Source organism: Bradyrhizobium sp. USDA 3240 (assembly GCF_054063295.1).
In genome coordinates this window covers 5,657,001-5,675,417 of record NZ_JBSSGD010000002.1, presented here as the reverse complement: position 1 = coordinate 5,675,417, position 18,417 = coordinate 5,657,001, and the positions used below count along the sequence as shown (strand labels likewise).

Below are 18,417 nucleotides of genomic sequence, written 5' to 3'. Positions count from 1 at the left end.
GTCCCGACTCTCCACGAAGAGCCAGATACATTGCTTTATTCTGCCGCCAAGAGCTTCGCCTTCGAAGCTTCTTTCCAAGGAGCTTTCATCTTCTTCCAGATCGGCGAGTTGACAGCCATGTCCATGTCGCGCGCGAAGATCGCAAAGCCGTCATAGCCGTGATATGGACCTGAATAGTCCCAGGAATGCATCTGCCGGAACGGTATACCCATCTTTTGGAAAACGTATTTTTCCTTGATGCCCGATCCGACTAGGTCGGGCTGGAGCTTTTCGACAAAACTCTCGAACTCGTAGCCATTGACGTCGTCGTAGATGAGCGTGCTGTCCTTGACGTAGTGCTGGGCGGTGCGCTGATAGTCGTCGTTGTGGCCGAACTCGTATCCGGTACCCACGACTTCCATCCCGAGGTCCTCGTATGCGCCAATCACATGACGCGGGCGAAGACCGCCGACGTACAACATCACCGTCTTGCCCTCCAGGCGCGGGCGATATCTTGCTATTACGGCGTTCACCAGCGGCTGGTACTTTTCAATCACCCGCTCAGCGCCTTCTTTGATCTTATCGTCGAAGTAGCCCGCGATCTTGCGCAGCGACTCTGCGATCTTTGAAGGTCCAAAGAAGTTATACTCGCACCACGGAATACCGAACTTCTCTTCCATGTGGCGGGAGATGTAGTTCATGGAGCGGTAACAATGCAGAATGTTGAGCTTTGCCTTCGGCGTTGCCTCGAGCTCAGCGAGTGAACCGTCACCAGACCACTGCGCAATCACCCGCAGGCCCATTTCCTCCAGAAGAATTCGCGATGACCAGGCGTCGCCACCGATATTGTAGTCTCCGATGATCGCAACATCGTACGGCGTCGACTCAAACTTCGGTTTACCATCTGGCTCGAACTTGTCGAAAATCCAATCGCGCACGGCGTCGTTGGCAATGTGGTGGCCGAGCGACTGCGAGACGCCGCGAAAGCCCTCGCAGCGGACCGGCACGATGGTCTTGCCGCCATACTCCTTGGATTTCGCTCTTGACACAGCCTCGATGTCGTCTCCAATCAATCCGATCGGGCATTCCGACTGGATGGTGATGCCGTTGTTGAGTGGGAAAAGCTCCTGGATTTCGTCAAGAACTTTGACCAGTTTCTTGTCGCCACCGAATACGATATCCTTTTCCTGGAAGTCGGAGGTTAATTGCAGGGTCACGAAGCTATCGATCCCGGTCGTGCCAACGTAATAGTTACGACGCGAGCCCCACGAGTACTGACCGCAGCCCACCGGTCCATGGCTGATATGGACCATGTCCTTGATCGGCCCCCAGACCACGCCCTTGGATCCTGCGTAGGCGCAGCCTCTGATTGTCATCACACCAGGGATGGATTTGATGTTGGACTTGACCCCACAGTCCGATTTGCCGGCTTGGTGCACGTTGAGATGCTTGGCGCGCCGTTTTGCGGTCTTCTCCGGATAGACCTTCAGCACCTTCTCAATCAGCTCTTTGTTGCGAGCCCTGATTTCTGCGATGCTCTGGGTCGAGGCGAGGCTCATGCTGAGGTCCTTCGAGGGTTAGCTGTTGCGAGAGCGGCTTCGTGCCCTAGAGTTTTGCAATGAGCATGCCAGTGCGGCGCGAGCACAAAAAGCGGAACGATTGAAATCAGTTAGCGCGCTCGGTGGTGCAGCACGGGGTATTGTGGCTAACGCGACATCGCGCTTTGCCCGGAGAACCCTTTGTTTGGTCCTGTTCGAAATGGAACAGGGGCGGCGATATGTGAAGTAGCACCGCACGATTCCAGATGTGCGGCTGCCGATCGCGATGCTCCGCGCTCGAGAGAGCGCCCGAACAAGCGAACCGAGCGGCAAAGGCCGGCTGATCGAGCCCGGGTTTGCCTACGCCATCCATGCCTGTTGAGATCTACAGATACTTGCCTTCAGCGACGACGATGATGCCAACGGTTATGACGTCGTCATCGTCGCGAGTTCGATGCTCCACCGCCCAGACGCCGCAAGCTCGCGGGCTCACGAGAACAGCTGTCGCGCCTTGATAAGTGCCCGCACGAGCGTATCAATCTCTTCACTTGTGTTGTAAAGTGCGAAAGACGCACGGCACGTCGCCAGCACACCCAAGCGCTCGAGCAGCGGCATCGCGCAATGTCCACCCGCCCGCACTGCAACTCCGGCGCGGTCGACGACCGTGGCAATGTCATGTACATGCGCGCCTTTCATATCAAAGGAGATGATCGGCCCCTTTTCGGCCGGCGTCCCGATGATTCGTACGGCGTTGATGTCCCCTAGCTTCTCATTTGCGTAAGCGAGCAGCGCGTTCTCGTGCTTGCGGATCTGTTCTTTGCCTATCGAATTGATGTAATCTAAAGCCGCCCCCAAACCGATCGCCTCGACAATCGGCGGCGTCCCCGCCTCGAACCGGTGCGGCGGTTCACCATAGATGACGCCGGCACGCGAGACCTGACGGATCATCTCGCCGCCACCATTGAAGGGCGGCATTGACGAAAGATGCTCTGACTTGCCGTAAAGCACGCCGATCCCTGTCGGACCATAGAGTTTATGGCCTGTCATTACGTAGAAATCGCAATCGATGTCGCAGACGTCGACGGTCAAATGGACACATCCTTGCGAGCCGTCGACCAGTACGGGAATACCCCGTGCATGTGCGATCCTCACTACGTCTTTCACTGGCAAAACGGTACCCAGCACGTTCGACATCTGAGTGATCGCAACCATCTTGGTGCGCGGGGTCAAGAGCCGCTCAAATGCATCGAGCAGGAAATTGCCGTCATCATCAACCGGCGCCCACTTGATGACTGCGCCGAGCCGTTCTCTTAAAAAATGCCACGGCACAATGTTGGAGTGGTGTTCCATAATCGACAGAACGATCTCGTCACCGGCGCTGACCCGTTCACGGCCGAAGGTCTGGGCGACCAGATTGATGGCCTCCGTGGCGCTGCGGGTGAAGACGATCTCTTCGTTCAGATGTGCGTTCACAAACCGCGCCACCTTAGCACGGGCGCCCTCATACGCCTCCGTCGCCGCATTCGCCAGATAGTGCAGGCCGCGATGTACGTTGGCGTATTCATTGGAGTATACATGCATCATGCGGTCAAGAACCGCATTCGGCTTTTGCGCGGATGCGGCGTTATCAAGGTACACAAGCGGCTTGTCGTACACCGTCATGGACAGCGCAGGAAAGTCCGCGCGTAGACGGCTGACCTGGTAACTACCGTTGCCTATCGCGGGGTGCACACTCATCGCGCCCGCAGCCAGTGTTCAGCTCGCGCGGTCACAAATTCGCGCAGATTGCCGGCGGGGATCTCCTCGATCGGCTCGCCAATGAATGCTCTAATCAACAACGCCTGCGCATCCTTCTCTGATAAACCTCGAGCGCGCAGATAGAATATGAGACTGGTGTCCAGCGCACCTGAAGTCGATCCGTGCCCGCAAGTCACGTCGTCGGCAAGGATTTCGAGTTCGGGTTTATTGTCCGCCTCGGCCTGGTCGGACAGGAGCAGCGCTCGCGTCATCAGCGCGGCATCCGTCTTCTGCGATGCGGGACGTACGACGACTTGGCCCTGGAACACCGAGCGGCCGCAATCGTCAACGACCGCGTGGAACTTATTCCGACTCATGCAATGCGGCACGGCGTGGTCGACTACGATTGTTGTGTCGGCGTGCTGTTTTTCCCTGATGAGATTGACCCCGTTCGCCGAGAGCCTGGATCCCTCGCCGGCCAGTGTGACGAATACCTGATAGCGACCGATGGAGCCGCTGCAGGTCATGCTGAAGAGATTGAGGCTCGCTCTGGTACCGACTACGATGATTCCCGACGAAAGGTTCACGGCGTCAGCGGCATCAGCTGCCACCCGGATATACGAAAGGCTCGCCTCGTCACCAACCAGGACGATTATCGCATCGTTGGTTTGATATCGGCTCGCGCCATCAGCCGCGACGAATGTTTCCACCACAGCCGCGTGCGCTCCCTTACCTAGCTGCAGGTAGGAACGGGTAAAATCGGACACCGACAATGAGGTTGCAACGTGAACGATCTGAATGGAGCGCTTAATAGCGCGGCCCTCGGCGATCGTAATCACCAGGCCGTCGGTCGCCATCGCGGCATTGAGCGAGATCATCGCATCAGTTGTGGTCGAAAGCACCAGGCCGGCCATTGCACTGTTGGCCGGATTCTCCAGAATCTCTCGCAACGACCGCACATCGACCCCATTTTCGAGGCTACCGACGTCGGATAGCTCGGGTGCGAATATTCCATCCACCAAAACCAGTTTGACTGCTTGATCGGCAGCCGCTTGCATGACCGACGACTTCGCGCGCACCAGCGCAGCTGCATCTGGTCGCGGAGCGAGTGGCAGTACCTCGCCGATCAAGGCGCATAGATCTGTATATTTCCAAGCCTCGATGCGCCGATGCGGGAGGCCGGCACGCTCGTAGGCCTCGAATGCCCTCGCACGGATATGGGCGACAGGCCCACAGCCAGGCAGCCGTCCGTGCGCCGCGGTGAAGAGATTGCTCTTTGCACGTCCGGCGTCGGCTTCTCTTGCCAAAACTTGCTTCATCAGGAAATCTCTTGAGATGTCAGGCCGCACCTTCGAATTGAGCGTAGCCACAAGCCTCGAGCTCCAGCGCGAGTTCTCTGCCGCCGCGCTTCCTTACCCGCCCTTTGGACATCACATGCACAAAATCCGGTGTTATATAGTCGAGAAGCCGCCGATAGTGGGTGATCACGATCATCGCCCGTTCCGGCGAACGCAGAGCGTTGATACTGTTGGAGACGATGCGCAGCGCGTCGATATCGAGGCCGGAATCTATCTCATCCAAGATGCACAGGCTCGACTCGAATAGCGCCATCTGCAAAATCTCGTTGCGCTTTTTCTCGCCGCCGGAAAATCCGACATTGAAGCCGCGCTTCAGCATGCCTTGTGGGATGTTGAGCGACTTGGCTATCTCGCCGGCCCTTTTCAGAAAATCGGGCGTGGAGAATTCCTTTTGCCCGCGCGCTTTACGCTGAGCGTTCAACGCCGTACGCAGGAAGTTCATGGTGGTCACGCCGGGAATTTCCACCGGATACTGAAATGCAAGAAATATTCCCTTGCCAGCGCGCTCCTCCGGTTCCATCGCGAGAAGATCTTCATCCTTGAACAAGATTTGGCCTGCACTGACTTGATACCCGGGCTTGCCGGAAATAACGTGGCTGAGCGTAGTCTTTCCGGAGCCGTTCGGCCCCATGATCGCGTGTACCTCACCCGCGTTGACCGCAAGATCGAATCCGCGAAGAATTTCGCGCTCGTCCGTGCCGGCATGCAAATCTCGAACTTCGAGTAGCGCCATTCTGATCTATCTCCTGAAATGCATCATCCCGGGTGAGCCGCACTCGGGAGGTCCCGCGGGACGGTTGGCTATCCGACGGCCCCTTCGAGCGAGATCGAGATCAGCTTCTGCGCTTCCACCGCGAACTCCATCGGCAGTTGCTGCAGCACGTCCTTCACGAAGCCGTTGACGACGAGGCCGACGGCTTCTTCCTGCGAGAGCCCGCGCTGGATGCAGTAGAACAGCACGTCCTCGGAAATCTTCGACGTCGTCGCCTCATGCTCGAACGTCGCCGACGAGTTCTTGGCCTCGACATAGGGCACGGTGTGCGCACCGCATTTGTCGCCGATCAGGAGCGAGTCGCAGGCGGTGTAATTGCGCGCGCTGGTGGCCTTGCGATGCGCGCTGACGAGGCCGCGATAGGTGTTCTGCGACCTGCCGGCGGCGATGCCCTTGGAGATGATCCGGCTCGACGTGTTCTTGCCGAGGTGGATCATCTTGGTGCCGCTATCGACCTGCTGGTAGCCGTTCGAGATCGCGATCGAGTAGAACTCGCCGCTCGAATTGTCGCCGCGCAGGATGCAGCTCGGATACTTCCAGGTGATCGCAGATCCCGTCTCGACCTGGGTCCAGGAGATCTTGGAGTTCTTGCCGCGGCAGTCGCCACGCTTGGTGACGAAATTGTAGATGCCGCCCTTGCCCTCGGAATTGCCGGGGTACCAGTTCTGCACCGTCGAATACTTGATCTCGGCGTCATCGAGCGTGACGAGCTCGACCACGGCGGCGTGCAACTGGTTCTCGTCGCGCTGCGGCGCGGTGCAGCCTTCGAGATAGGAAACGTAGGAGCCCTTGTCGGCGATGATCAGCGTGCGCTCGAACTGGCCGGTGTTACGCTCGTTGATGCGGAAATAGGTCGACAGCTCCATCGGGCAGCGCACGCCCGGCGGCACGTAGACGAACGAGCCGTCGGAGAATACAGCCGAGTTCAACGTTGCGAAGTAGTTGTCCGAGGTCGGCACCACGGTGCCGAGATATTTCTGCACCAGCTCGGGATGCTCGCGGATCGCCTCCGAGATCGGCATGAAGATCACGCCGGCAGCCTTCAGCTCCTTCTGGAAGGTGGTCGCGACCGACACCGAGTCGAACACGGCATCGACCGCGATCTTGCGGCTCGGCGACGGCGGTCCACCGGGCGGCGGCTCGACGCCTTCGAGGATTGCGACCTCACGCAGCGGAATGCCCAGCTTCTCGTAGGTCTTGAGGATTTCCGGATCGATCTCGTCGATCGAGGACAGCGTCTTCTTCGGCTTCGGCGCCGAGTAATAATAGATGTCCTGGTAGTCGATCTTCGAATAGTCGACGCGCGCCCAGGTCGGCTCGGTCATGGTCAGCCAGCGGCGATACGCCTCGAGGCGCCATTCCAGCATCCAGGCCGGTTCATTCTTCTTTGCGGAGATGAAGCGGACGGTATCTTCCGACAGCCCCTTCGGGGCCTTGTCGGACTCGATCTGAGTCTCAAACCCATATCGATACTGGTCGACGTCGATGCGCCGGACGCGCTCGACCGTCTCTTCTGCAGCTACCATTGCCTGCTCCGCTCGCGCAAAGACAACTCCAACCAGTTCCGGCGCCCCCTCTCCGAACCGATCCCACAAGTTAGGACCAACTCGGGGCCAGCGCGTAAGAGAATCGGTCGACGAAGCCGGTAGGCTGCCGCTCTCAGTGGTGTCTTCATTCTGTTTCGCGTCGGGGCCCCACTCATCAGCTAATTCCCTATGCCGGCACACAGGTCTCGGGCACCGGGCAAACGACGGCGCACTGCGGCGCGTCAGAATTTCCTTCGCATTGGGAGCACTTGGTCGGATCGATCACATATATGTCGTTCTTCAGGCTAATCGCAGCGTTGGGACATTCGAACTCACACGCACCGCAGACGGTGCACTGGGACGCGATTATCTTGTAGGCCATCACTGCGGTTCCATAAGCAGAAGGTGCGGGACCGCGTCTTGCCTTCAAGTCTCGTGCCAATCAGTCTGGGCTGATTTGTCTCGGCTATCTTTCAGAGCGCATGTCGCCGCCTCGACGGCGTGTCGCAAACTCTACATTCGGAATCATAGTGGCTTGATCTCGGTGCCGTGGCGCACGATCAATGACGGCGGTCAGCCAACCACGTGAACTGCGTCCGCCAGCCCTATGGCGCGATCCTTCCCATGGCCGCGGTCACGCGGCTGCGATCGGGTCGCCTCTTCCCGAGTGCTCCGCCGCCAGGTCGGCCGGGCCCCATGTTATTGGTTCTGCTCACCGGAATGGCGGCGGATTCGACTAAAGCGCCACGATGAACACCCGGCGGGGGTCACACCGGAACGACGCACATCTCCACCGCAGAGCCAGAAACTGTCGCGGCGATCGCGCCAGACAAAGTCACGCCGATGATCGCGGCGTTTAGGTGCCGCGGCACCCGCTTTCAAGCCCCGAAGATGACCGGTAACCTGCATCCATATGCCTGTACGAGCAAAGGCACATTGCCTCGCTTCATGGGGCAACTGAAAGCCAAGCGCGATCATCTGGTGTTCCCCGGCTTCGCTTCGCGTTTCAAAACATCCGCCCGCGCTGGTTAGCAAATTGATCGAGCCGAAAAAAGCCACCCCGAAGGGTGGCCCAAGTCAGGGAGGAAACGCCCGTAAGGGTCTCCGGGATCAGGCCGCAGCCTGTTCGATCGATGAGAAAGGCAACCCTAGGCTCTCGGCCACGGCCTTGTAAGTTAGCCGGCCCCGATGGACATTGAGGCCCGCGCGCAGGTGCGGATTTTCGAGCGCGGCGGCAAACGCCTTGTTGGCCAGTGCCAAACCAAACGGCAGCGTGGCGTTAGTCAGTGCCTGGCTTGAGGTCAGCGGCGCCGCGCCGGGCATATTGGCCACGCAATAATGAATGACGCCATCCACTTCGCAGGTTGGATCAGCCTGAGTGGTTGGGTGCGATGTCTCAAAGCAGCCGCCCTGATCGATAGCGACGTCCACGATCACCGCCCTCTTACGCATCGAACTCAGCATACCCCGCCGAACGAGCTTCGGCGCGCTCGCACCTGGAACAAGTACCGCACCAATCACAACATCGGCCGCAAATACCTCTTCCTCCACCGCGTCGATGGTCGAGATTCTGGCCCGAACGCGCAAGCTCGTCCAGTTCGAGCCGGGGTATCGAGCGGTCGATGATGGTGACCTCTGCACCCAAATCGATCGCCATGTGCGCCGCGTGCGTACCAACGAGGCGACCTCCAATCACCACGATCCGGGCCGGCTGAACACCGGGCGCTCCACCGATCAACAGCCCTCGTCCGCCAGCAGTACGCCTCAGGGCGCTACCCGCCCCTTCAATCGCAAGCCTATCCGCGACCTCGCTCATGGGCGCCAGCAACGGAAGGCCACCTTGCTCATCAGTTACGGTCTCATAGGCGATCTCGGTCCACCCAGATTTTAGGAGCCCCTTGGCCTCGGGTCCGGGGCCAGATGCAGATAAGTGAAGAGGATCTGGCTCTCCCGCAGCTGGCTCCATTCGGACGGCTGAGGCTCCTTAACCTTTACAATCATCTCGCTCGACGCGAATACCTCGACTGCGGACGCCAGAATCGTTGTGCCGGCGTTGCGATAATCTTCATCCGCCGCCCCAATGCCCGCGCCAGCATCGGTCTCGATCATCACGCGGTGGCGCGCCGCCACGTATTCGCGGACAGCTCCAGGGGTAAGGCCCACGCGATATTCGTGCGCCTTGATTTCCTTGAGGACTCCGACCTTCATTTGAAAACTCCCTGCCTGGAGGGGCTTTCTAATCCGAAATGCGTAACGATATTGCGACGCGAGTGCCACAATAGCGCAGGAATTCAGCGATCTTTGACCAGCTGCGCAGGATTTCAAACAAGATGCGGCAAGATGCTGAGTGGCTAAGATAACCATACTCGCTGAGCTCAACGATCGAGCCCTCCGCAGCCGACGCGAACAGGCTCTCGACCGCAATGGCACCCGCGCTGAAGAAAAATCATATAACGGATCCGTGGGCGTCTTGAAAACGTCTACAGAACTGCCTTCGCCGCGATGACAGGGTCCTTCCGCTCTGGACCAAACCTATTCTCATCTCATTACCTGCGAATCACGCGTTGGCTATGCACGAGGTCGGCGAATGCACGGACCTCGGTGTCAGTGCCTTCTCCTAAGCCGCCGAGATTCAGGGGAGCAGATCGAGGATTTCTTATTTCTAAGCTGCTCTTGTGCCACACTAGTCTACAAACTAAGCGGCGCGACTTGAGCCAAGGCGCTGTAAAGAGCCTCGTAAGAGCGCCTTTCGCCTCACCTTAACCTCGAAGTGTCAAGTGGGGGCAACGACCTTGGGTGAGCGACGAATGGCGCATGAATAAAACGCTTGGGACCGGGTTCGCGGCTTGGGAATGCCACAAATGAAAATCCAGCCTTGCCGAATTTCTGGAAGAGCGAGCATCACAGTCCGCCAGCAGGGCAGGTCGTAGACTTTAGCTCATTTTTTGAATGACTAATAACCGCTGATGCGTGCCCCCTCATGCCCGCCGCAGTTGGGCGTGACATGTTCAACACATCCGAGGCAATTGTTCGCCCGACAGCCAATCGACAACTCGTCCGCCACCAAAACTGGTCGCCATCTGCACAAACTTGTGATCGTCAGCTACCGCCTCTCCAATATCAGCTGCATCGCACCCGAGCGGATGCGCCTTCATGGCTGCAAGCACAGCATCGGCAGAATCAGGCGCGACGATCGCAACGAGCTTGCCCTCGTTAGCGACATGGATCGGATCAAGCCCAAGGAGTTCGCAGGTCGCCGCAACCGCAGGCTTCACAGGAATGGCGGCTTCCTGCAGACGGAAGCCGAGGCCCGATTGATGCGCAATCTCGTTGAGCGAGGCGGCAAGGCCGCCACGCGTGGGGTCACGCATCACCCGGATACCGCGGCCACCGGCCGCAACCATGGCGGCTACGAGGTCGTGCAGCGCGGCTGAATCCGAGCGCGATCTCTATTTGAAAGGCGACGTTCTGGCGCCTTGACATGATCGCCACCCCATGATCGCCGAGGCTACCGGAAATCAGGACACGGTCGCCAACCCTTGCCTTGTCGGCCGAGAGATCGAGCGCATCGGCCAGGACCCCAATGCCCGGTCGTGGAGATGAACAGACCGTCCGCCTTGCCGCGCTCGACGACCTTGGTGTCCCCAGTGATGATGTAAACGCCGGCGTCGCGCGCCGCTAAGCCCATCGAATCCGCAATCGTTTGCAGATCCGAAAATCGGAACCCCTCCTCGATGATAAAGCTAGCCGATAGATAGAGCGGACGCGCGCCGGCCATAGCGACATTATTGATCGTGCCGTTCACAGCGAGTGACCCGATATTGCCGCCAGGAAAGAACAGCGATGAAACCACATAGCCGTCCGTCGTCATCACTATTCTGCCTGTTGCAACATCAAACGCCGATTGATCATTGCAGCGGGCGAGCCATTCGTTACCGAAGGCTCGGTGAAAAATGTCCGAGATTAGGTGCGCCATGGCACGGCCCCCGGACCCGTGAGAAAGATCAATGCGTCCGTTCTCGACATCAAGTCTGCGTTGATGGGCCTTTACGCTCATGAACCGTCCCAGCTGATCATCGCGAACTCGGCCATACGTCCAATACGCGGCGCAAGCGCCTTCCGATGAGACCATGCAGGCTCGTATGGGATTTTCCGGCGTGCAAGCAGTTCCAAACAGCTTGCAGTCGACCGGCCGGTGGCTCCGCGCAGAATTGCGCAGCACTCGCACGCTAGATTGTCAGCGACAAGCAGTTCGTGCACCGCAAAACGCGCCTCGGCGTCAAATCTCGCGCATGCCCGCTTCAGCTTCAGTCCGCTTTTGGGTACGAGTCCAAGTCCATGCCATTCGAACCGCTCACGCAGTCCGAATATCTGCGAGAGACCTCGTCCTTGGCGCGCGGATTGCCTTCGCGCGTAACCGCACGGCTGTATTGATTTTCCACGCCGCAGCGGCCTTCGTTCACTTGCCGCACCAGCATCAGGATCACCTGCATGACGTCGAGCGGTTCAAATCCCGCGATCACGATCGGCTTACCGAATTGTTCTGCCAGAGGTTCGTAAGGTCGCGTACCGATGATGGTGCTGACATGTGCAGGCCCGACGAAGCCATCAATTGCGCCCCCGCCGATATTGCGGATCTTCGGATTATCGAGAATGCTGTGCATGGCGGACGGTGTAAGCACGTGGTTGCAGAACACGCTGAGGCTCTTCAGCCGCTTCTTCTCGGCAATCCGGATCATCACCGCCGTCGGTGGCGTCGTAGTCTCAAATCCAGTGGCAAAGAAGACCACGTCCCGGCTCGGTGCCTGTTCGGCGAGCCGAATAGCGTCGATCGTCGAGTAAAACCATCCGAATGTCAGCGCCTAGCGCCTTGGCTCGCAGCAATGACTTCACCCGCGCGTAATTTGGTCAGCCAGCACCGCGTTCAAAAAGCAGCCGCCGCTTAGGACGACGGCATTGACACCGGTTGTTCACGCAAAGCGCGTGACCCAGTCAATGCAAGCGGCGGCGAGAGTGCCATGAAACAGCCCGGCTCCGTCCGTGGCGCCTACGTTGTCTGTAATCAAGTGCTCAAAAAGCGGACGAAGCGACAGCACGCCGCCATCCATCGTCCAGCCGGCATCGAGAATCTCAGTCCGCCGCACCAGCGCCTCGAGCTTCATTGCGGCCTCGCCCTCATAGCTCTGCAAACTCGCAATGCCCAGCAGCGCCGCCGCCGCATCAAACAACCGGCCCGCGCGGGTTGTGATGGTCCCGCCCTGCTGATCCAGCAATGCGCGCACGCGCTCAGCCTGGCGTTGCGCTGCAAAGCGATGGCCGATTTCGGTTCCCTTGCCAAGCAACTGCAACATTGCGTAGGTCCCACATGACCGTGCTCAGCGATGACGGCGGCAGCATGCGTGTGGTGATGCTGGACAGCGACCAGCGCGCGGCCGCTTGCCTCCGCAAAGCGCGTGGACGCCATATTGGGATGCAGATCATGGGCGATGACGGCAGGATCGACGTCAAGAATCAATGTGAGATGACGAATCGTCTCTTCAAACACACGAATGCTTTCGGCCGTATCGAGATCGCCATATGCTGGGAGACGAACGCTTCGTTGTTCCGCGTGACGGTGATGGTCGACTTCAACGCAGCGCCAACAGCAGGACGGACGGCACAGATCTTGCCAGCCGGATCGGTTCTGGAACATAGCCACGGGCGCGACGAATGCGTTGGGCGCGGCCCGCCACAACCGACACGACGGAGTCATCCGCACGCGTTAGGATCTCGCGATCATGGGTCACGACAAGGTCGGCGATTCCCTCAAGCCGCCGCAGCGCCTGTGCGTTGTCGATCAGCAGCGGTTCGCCACAAAAATTGGCACTGGTGGCAACGATGACGGGGCCAGTCCCCACAAGCGATACTCCGGTCGAACGAAGCACCTGAAAGATGAAGTGATGCAGCGGGGCTGCGGGCAGCATGGCACCTACCCGCGATAAGCCGGGAGCTATCGCGGGTGCTAAATTATGGCGCGAACGTAGAAGGACGACGGGACGAGCTACGGATTCGAGTAGCGCGAACTCGGGCTCATTCGCTTCCGCGATCTCATTGACCCGCTCTATGGAACCGACCATGACGGCGACTCGCGTCTCAAGACGCCGCTTTCTGCCGCGCAAACGCTGCACCGCGCCCTGGTTGCGCGCGTCGCAAAGCAGCTGGTATCCGCCCAGCCCCCTTATCGCCACGGTTTGGCCGTCGACGATTGCCGCGACAATAGCGTTGTTTCCATGGCTGAGCCGCGGGCCGCATGTCGGACATGCGATCGCCTCCGCATGGAACCTGCGAATCGCCGGATCGAGATATTCGCTGACGCAGGCGGCACACAGCCTAAAGGCCTTCATGACCGTGTTTCGGCGATCGTAGGGAAGCTGTTCGGAGAGGGACGGGCCGCAATGCGAGCAATTGATGAAGGGATAACGGTAATGGCGACTTTTCGGATCGAACTACTCACTGATGCACTGCTGGCAGGTCGCGGCATCGGCGACGATCCGCGTTGGACTTGCCACCTTCGCTGGTGCCGATCGAAAAGTCTTTCGCCGCGAGCGCTCCTGTCTCCTGAACGCAGATGTGGTCGATGCATGCCAGTGGTGGTGCTTCAAGCGGCAAAGCGGCGACAAACTCCGACGCACGGTTGCCCTCCACCTCGATCGTAACGCCCTCTGGATCATTGACGACAAACCCCGCCAATCCGTACCGCGTGGCCAGGCCATAGACGTAAGGACGAAATCCGACCCCTTGCACAGCTCCGCTCACGCGCACGCGTAGCCGAGTTTGGCCGCAGGTGGGCGGCGCTCATCGCCTTGTGTCCCTCTCGGCGAGTCTCTGATGCGCCTGATTGTCGATCCAAGCATAGAGCGCGCCGAACCCCTCGCCAGTACGCGCCGAGACCGTGAGCACTTCGATCCTTGAATTGACGCGCCTTGCATACTCGATGATCTTGCTCACATCGAACTCAAGGAATGATGTCAAATCAATCTTGTAATCAGCACGAGCGACGAAGCGGCAAACATATCCGGATAGTTGAGCGGCTTGTCTTCACCTTCGGGGGTCGATAGCATCACGATCTTGCAGGCTTCGCCTAGGTCGAAGGCTGCGGGACAGACCAGATTACCGACGTTCTCGATGAAGAGAATACCGCGCGTGAGCCGCGGCGGTCGGCCTCGCCGATCATTGAAGCATCGAGGTGGCCCCCTGCCGGTATTGACTTGAACAACCGGCGCGCCAGCCGCGCGAACGCGTTCGGCATCATTCGAGGTCTGTTGGTCGCCTTCGATGACGCCGATCGGGCGAGTGCGCTTGAGCTCGGACACGGCGCGGACGAGCAGCGACGTTTTGCCTGCACCGGGACTGGACACAAGATTAAACGCCAGCAGGTCATCGGCCACGAAGAGCGCGCGATTATCCGCCGCGATCGTATCGTTCTTGCCAAGTATGTCACGTCCGACCTGAATGACCCGCTCGCGGTTCGTGTCCGCTGCCTTCAAGGTAGCCGCACCGGCCCCGCAGGTCTGAATGGCCTGCCCATCATGAGCCTGCGGATGGCCGGGATGATGATGGCGAGCATGGTCTTGGCGAGCATGGTAGGAATGCAGCAAGCTTTGATCACCATGCACATACGCTCCGTGGCGATCACCGTCCTGCACACGAGCATGATAGCGCCGGTGGTCTTGCGCATCATGAACTTCGACGCGTCCGGTCGAATACATTCCTTCACTGCAACCGCATACGGTCACACCAATTGACCTCCAGCTCTTTCGCGCGCATCTGTTCGCCTGTCGTTATCTGCAACTGATAACTGCCGCAGTAAGGACAACGCTCAGCGCGCAGAGCAATTTCGACACTCTTCGAACAGGCCATGCACCAGGACATGCCAGGCACTTCGATGATTTTAAGAACCGCGCCGTCGGCGACGGTCCGTGTTGCGACAGCTGTGAAGCAGAACTTAATAGCTTCGGGCGCGACATCGCTGAGGGCCCCGATCTCCAGACAGATGCTCTGCACCTGCGAAATCGATCGGCGACGCGCCTCCTCCTCGACAATTTCGACGATGCCAGACAAAGCGCCATTTCATGCATCGCCAACCTCGCGAAAATTGAGCGTGAACCCGGCGCAAGGATTGAGCGATGCAATCACCGCACGAACCGCTTCCTGATGTGGTCTCGCCGTCAGCACCGCGCCCTGAAGGCGCCGGACAAGTGGTCCGCACCGAAGGAAATTCCATTCCGTCGGCGCTAGGAATTCGACGCGGGATATCCGGCCCCGAGGATCAAGCTCAACCGCGTGATAGAGGCGCCCCCTGGCGCATTCGACTGCTGCCGCTGCACGGCCAGGACCTAGCCTGTAGCCTTCGATGATCCCATGTTCCGCCGACTCGATATGAGCACGAGCCTCGAGCCAAGCGCACAGCCGAACCATCTCCGTAATTCGGGCCATCAGCCGCGCAACCGCACCCGGCCGGCCCGGCGGAAGCCGATTACGCGTCATGTGGCGCGCCAACGGCCCCGTTTCGGGCGCATGCCCCTCGAGATCCGGACAACAGCAGAACGTATCGTCGTCCGCGAGTAACCGTTCAACGATATTGCGGTCGTCGGCAACGGACAGGAACGAGTGCTCGATCGAGATTGACTTCAAGTCGACCTCATCAAGCTCTGCAATGCGAAGCGCGAACGGGCTGCCGGACTTCAGCGCACAAGCCTCTCTCGTTATGCCGAACGCGGCCATCGCGGCCCCAATTCGCGCTATTGCTTCGCGTCGAGCAGGGCCGCGGATTGGCTGTTCGCTGCCGATAGACACTGATGTTCCGTGCATCACGGATCGAACCGCTGCCGCACTGCCGATGTTCGGCGTAAGATGACCGACAAAGAGGCCACGCAGCAATTCCGCGATACGCTCGGCAACGACCAAGGTAATACGATGCTGCTTTGTCGCGAGGATGATCTCTTCCTTGCGCGCCGCCTCGATCGCGGCCAGTAAGGCAGCCTGCTGCGCAGCGGCACATAGCGCGAAGAGCCGCGGCAGCCCCTCAATCACCGACGATGCCTGTTTGCCGGCGAACAGCCATGCCAGCGGCGGCCGGGCTCGGGGCACGATCTCGACTGCGCCGATTACGTCGGCAGCAATCGATACGGTGACATCAATCTTGTTGCGGTAGGCGAGGCTCATGGGCGGCGCTCCTCCATCATCTCACGCAACAAAAGCCGGCGACCAGACGCACTGAGATCCAACGCGTGGCTCCAATGTGACGCTGAGCGGTTGTCCGACTAGACGCCGGCAAGGACCGCTGCTTTGGCGCGGGCGGATCGCATAGCTTTGCATGCAAAGATCGCTGAGAGGGGAGCAACAGGCAATTACGGCGAATGGCGCTAGCTCGCCGACAATAAGTTCGATGAAACCAGATCCGGCCCGCGGGGGTAGATACCATTTGTGGCCAGCACGCGGTTGGCAAGTGGCCTTACGCAAGATGCAACCGCCTTCATGACCCGACGCGCAATCATGCCGACGGGCGAGCGCTCATGCGTGCGAAATTTGCTCGCCTCGACCCTGGGCGGTTCGCTCGAGGTCCGTCGCTTGCGATTGGCGATATGCCGATTGGCTACCACAAGCATCGCCACCGATGTGAACATATCGTTTTGCATGCTCCCGCGAGGGCTTATTTCACGGTCAAGCATCGTACTCAATCGACACGCGATCCAGCCAATGTCGCGTTGCCGGCGCGCCGTCTGCGACGAACGCGCCGGATGCCGATTGATTTCCAAGTACTTCATGTGAAGTATGCCTCGATAATTTCCTGCAGGCGTTCGGCGGATTCCTCGAGATCTTCGTCGGCGGCCGACGCAACAATCGGCACGCCGCCGACCTTCCAGCGTATCCAGAGTGATGTTGTCCATAAAATTGAAGTATTGCACCGACCAGACGTTCCGGATCCGGGTCGCCTGCACTCGGCATGCGCCGTAGCCGCAGAAGATCAGTCGGACCGGACCATTGCCCACGCTTCACCGCTGAAACGCCAGCTCGACAGCGCTCATCGGCAGCAGCGTGGGATTGATGACATGCGCGTGCATGCCAGACAGCCAGGCACGAGCCCGTCTGCGTATTTCGGCGAGCACCGGCAGCACGTTCATCGTACCGTCCGGCGCCGGGCCTATCACAAGATCGGTGGACGTCAGTTCAGTCGCGGCGCGCTGCACAATCTGTGGGATCGCCCCGACCTGAATATATTCATGTGCCGGCTCCATCCCGATGCGCAGGCGCCAGATTCCCGCATGCACGGTCTCCCCGATTTGCGCCAGAGAGCCGTCCGGCAGTGCAACGACGCCGGCCACCTCACCCTCCCCGAGCACCTCGGCAATCAGCTTGCGTTCGAGATCGTCGAGTTTAGCGAGTCTGTAGAGTTGCGTCTCGGCGCCGCTCGTCTGACCGCCAGCAGCAGCGGCAGCGCTTTGGATCACCATGGTTCGATCGGCAACACCTCGCTGAGATCGCCATCAAGAATGACGCCGCGCGGCAGCTTGAGACTTTTCGCGGAACAGTCGTTGGCATTTTCGGGGATGTCGCCATAGGACATCACACCTTTGCCCGAAAGCCCGCTGCCATGCAGCCAGTCCTTGTAGAACGAGCCGATCGCTGCAATGTCCGGCAGATAGACCTGCTCGACAAACTCGATCGAACGATCGATGATCGAGGATACTAAGCTAAGCCGCTCCATATTGATCGCACCCACCGCGCCAGTTCCGTCGATATTGATCGCGCAGGGCACGCCGCCGACCAGCCAGTTCGGATGCGGGTTCTTGCCCCCATAGACCGCTTGGACCTTGACGATTTCTTTCTGGAAATCGAGCGCCTCCAGATAATGCGCCACGGCCATCAGATTCGCTTCCGGTGGAAGCTTGTAGGCCGGATGCCCCCAATAGCCATTCTTGAACGGACCGGGTTGCCCGGATCCGTAGAACTTAGTGAGCCTGATCTGCAGATCGTTAAAGTAGCCAGGGCACGACAGCGGCCAGGGCGAGATAGACTGCGCCAGCGCCGACGTCGACTTGGGATTGGCCTTGAGCGCGGACATCACGTCAACCCAATCGAGCGCGTGCACGTGGTAGAAATGCACCAGGTGATCAGGCACAAGCAGACACAGTTGCATGATATTGCGTATCGAGTTGGCATTCTCCGGAATGGCGATCCCTAGCGCACTTTCAACGGCGCGCACGGAGGTGAGCGCATGGGTGCCGGTGCAGACACCGCAAATCCGCTCGGTGAAGGCCCAGGCGTCCCGCGGATCGCGCCCGCGCAGGATGACTTCGATGCCACGCCACATCGTCCCGCTCGAGACCGCATTGCGGATCACATTATCAGAATCGACATTGGCCTCGACGCGCAGGTGGCCTTCGATGCGGGTCAGCGGATCGATGACAATTCGCTTGCCGGAAGGATCGAGATTGAACCCATTTGGTGTCTGAACAGCCACCGTC

At 59.3% G+C, this 18,417-nt stretch carries 11 protein-coding genes and 6 pseudogenes; all 17 read right to left on the bottom strand.

Annotation, left to right across the window (positions count from 1 at the left end):
* Positions 1–35 precede the first annotated feature (35 nt).
* A complete protein-coding gene (nifD, locus tag ACVIGA_RS27435) occupies positions 36–1,538 on the bottom strand; it encodes a nitrogenase molybdenum-iron protein alpha chain (protein ID WP_173643893.1) in 1,503 nt (500 codons plus the stop codon).
* A gap of 468 nt (positions 1,539–2,006) precedes the next feature.
* Positions 2,007–3,254, bottom strand: a complete 1,248-nt coding sequence (locus tag ACVIGA_RS27430; RefSeq protein ID WP_173643892.1) for a cysteine desulfurase — start codon at positions 3,252–3,254, stop codon at positions 2,007–2,009.
* Entirely contained in the window at positions 3,251–4,573 is a 1,323-nt protein-coding gene (gene sufD, locus ACVIGA_RS27425; protein WP_173643891.1) for a Fe-S cluster assembly protein SufD, read from the bottom strand. Before sufD ends, ACVIGA_RS27430 begins: the two co-directional genes overlap by 4 nt.
* Positions 4,574–4,592: 19 nt before the next feature.
* Positions 4,593–5,345, bottom strand: coding sequence for a Fe-S cluster assembly ATPase SufC (gene sufC / locus ACVIGA_RS27420; RefSeq protein WP_166073234.1), 753 nt, complete (start codon positions 5,343–5,345; stop codon positions 4,593–4,595).
* 68 nt (positions 5,346–5,413) lie between these two features.
* A complete protein-coding gene (gene sufB, locus ACVIGA_RS27415; RefSeq protein ID WP_173643890.1) occupies positions 5,414–6,910 on the bottom strand; it encodes a Fe-S cluster assembly protein SufB in 1,497 nt (498 codons plus the stop codon).
* Positions 6,911–7,097: 187 nt separating this feature from the next.
* Entirely contained in the window at positions 7,098–7,292 is a 195-nt protein-coding gene (locus ACVIGA_RS27410; protein ID WP_166073220.1) for a 4Fe-4S binding protein, read from the bottom strand.
* Between the two features lie 728 nt (positions 7,293–8,020).
* Positions 8,021–9,118: pseudogene (gene ald, locus ACVIGA_RS27405) on the bottom strand (alanine dehydrogenase).
* Positions 9,119–9,918: 800 nt separating this feature from the next.
* Positions 9,919–10,967, bottom strand: a pseudogene (gene hypE / locus ACVIGA_RS27400) (hydrogenase expression/formation protein HypE).
* Between the two features lie 12 nt (positions 10,968–10,979).
* Positions 10,980–11,800, bottom strand: a pseudogene (gene hypD / locus ACVIGA_RS27395) (hydrogenase formation protein HypD); the annotation flags it as partial.
* A 2-nt stretch (positions 11,801–11,802) separates the two neighbouring features.
* Positions 11,803–13,711 (bottom strand): annotated as a pseudogene (hypF, locus tag ACVIGA_RS27390) (carbamoyltransferase HypF); the annotation flags it as partial.
* Between the two features lie 206 nt (positions 13,712–13,917).
* Positions 13,918–14,658: a hydrogenase nickel incorporation protein HypB gene (gene hypB, locus ACVIGA_RS27385; protein ID WP_224580576.1), complete on the bottom strand. Its 741-nt coding sequence runs from the start codon at positions 14,656–14,658 to the stop codon at positions 13,918–13,920.
* A gap of 4 nt (positions 14,659–14,662) precedes the next feature.
* Positions 14,663–15,010, bottom strand: coding sequence for a hydrogenase maturation nickel metallochaperone HypA/HybF (locus ACVIGA_RS27380; protein WP_173643889.1), 348 nt, complete (start codon positions 15,008–15,010; stop codon positions 14,663–14,665).
* 9 nt (positions 15,011–15,019) lie between these two features.
* On the bottom strand, positions 15,020–16,114 hold the full coding sequence (locus ACVIGA_RS27375; RefSeq protein ID WP_456668649.1) for a hypothetical protein: 1,095 nt from the start codon (positions 16,112–16,114) through the stop codon (positions 15,020–15,022).
* Positions 16,115–16,314: 200 nt separating this feature from the next.
* Complete coding sequence (locus ACVIGA_RS27370; protein WP_173643887.1) at positions 16,315–16,716, bottom strand: hypothetical protein; 402 nt, start codon at positions 16,714–16,716, stop codon at positions 16,315–16,317.
* On the bottom strand, positions 16,713–16,799 hold the full coding sequence (locus ACVIGA_RS27365) for a hydrogenase expression/formation C-terminal domain-containing protein (protein ID WP_371821834.1): 87 nt from the start codon (positions 16,797–16,799) through the stop codon (positions 16,713–16,715). The genes ACVIGA_RS27370 and ACVIGA_RS27365 overlap by 4 nt, the downstream gene beginning before the upstream one ends.
* A 73-nt stretch (positions 16,800–16,872) precedes the next feature.
* A pseudogene (locus ACVIGA_RS27360) lies at positions 16,873–17,403 on the bottom strand (hydrogenase expression/formation C-terminal domain-containing protein); the annotation flags it as partial.
* Positions 17,387–18,413 (bottom strand): annotated as a pseudogene (locus ACVIGA_RS27355) (nickel-dependent hydrogenase large subunit); the annotation flags it as partial. The pseudogenes ACVIGA_RS27360 and ACVIGA_RS27355, both read right to left, overlap by 17 nt.
* Between the last annotated feature and the right edge of the window lie 4 nt (positions 18,414–18,417).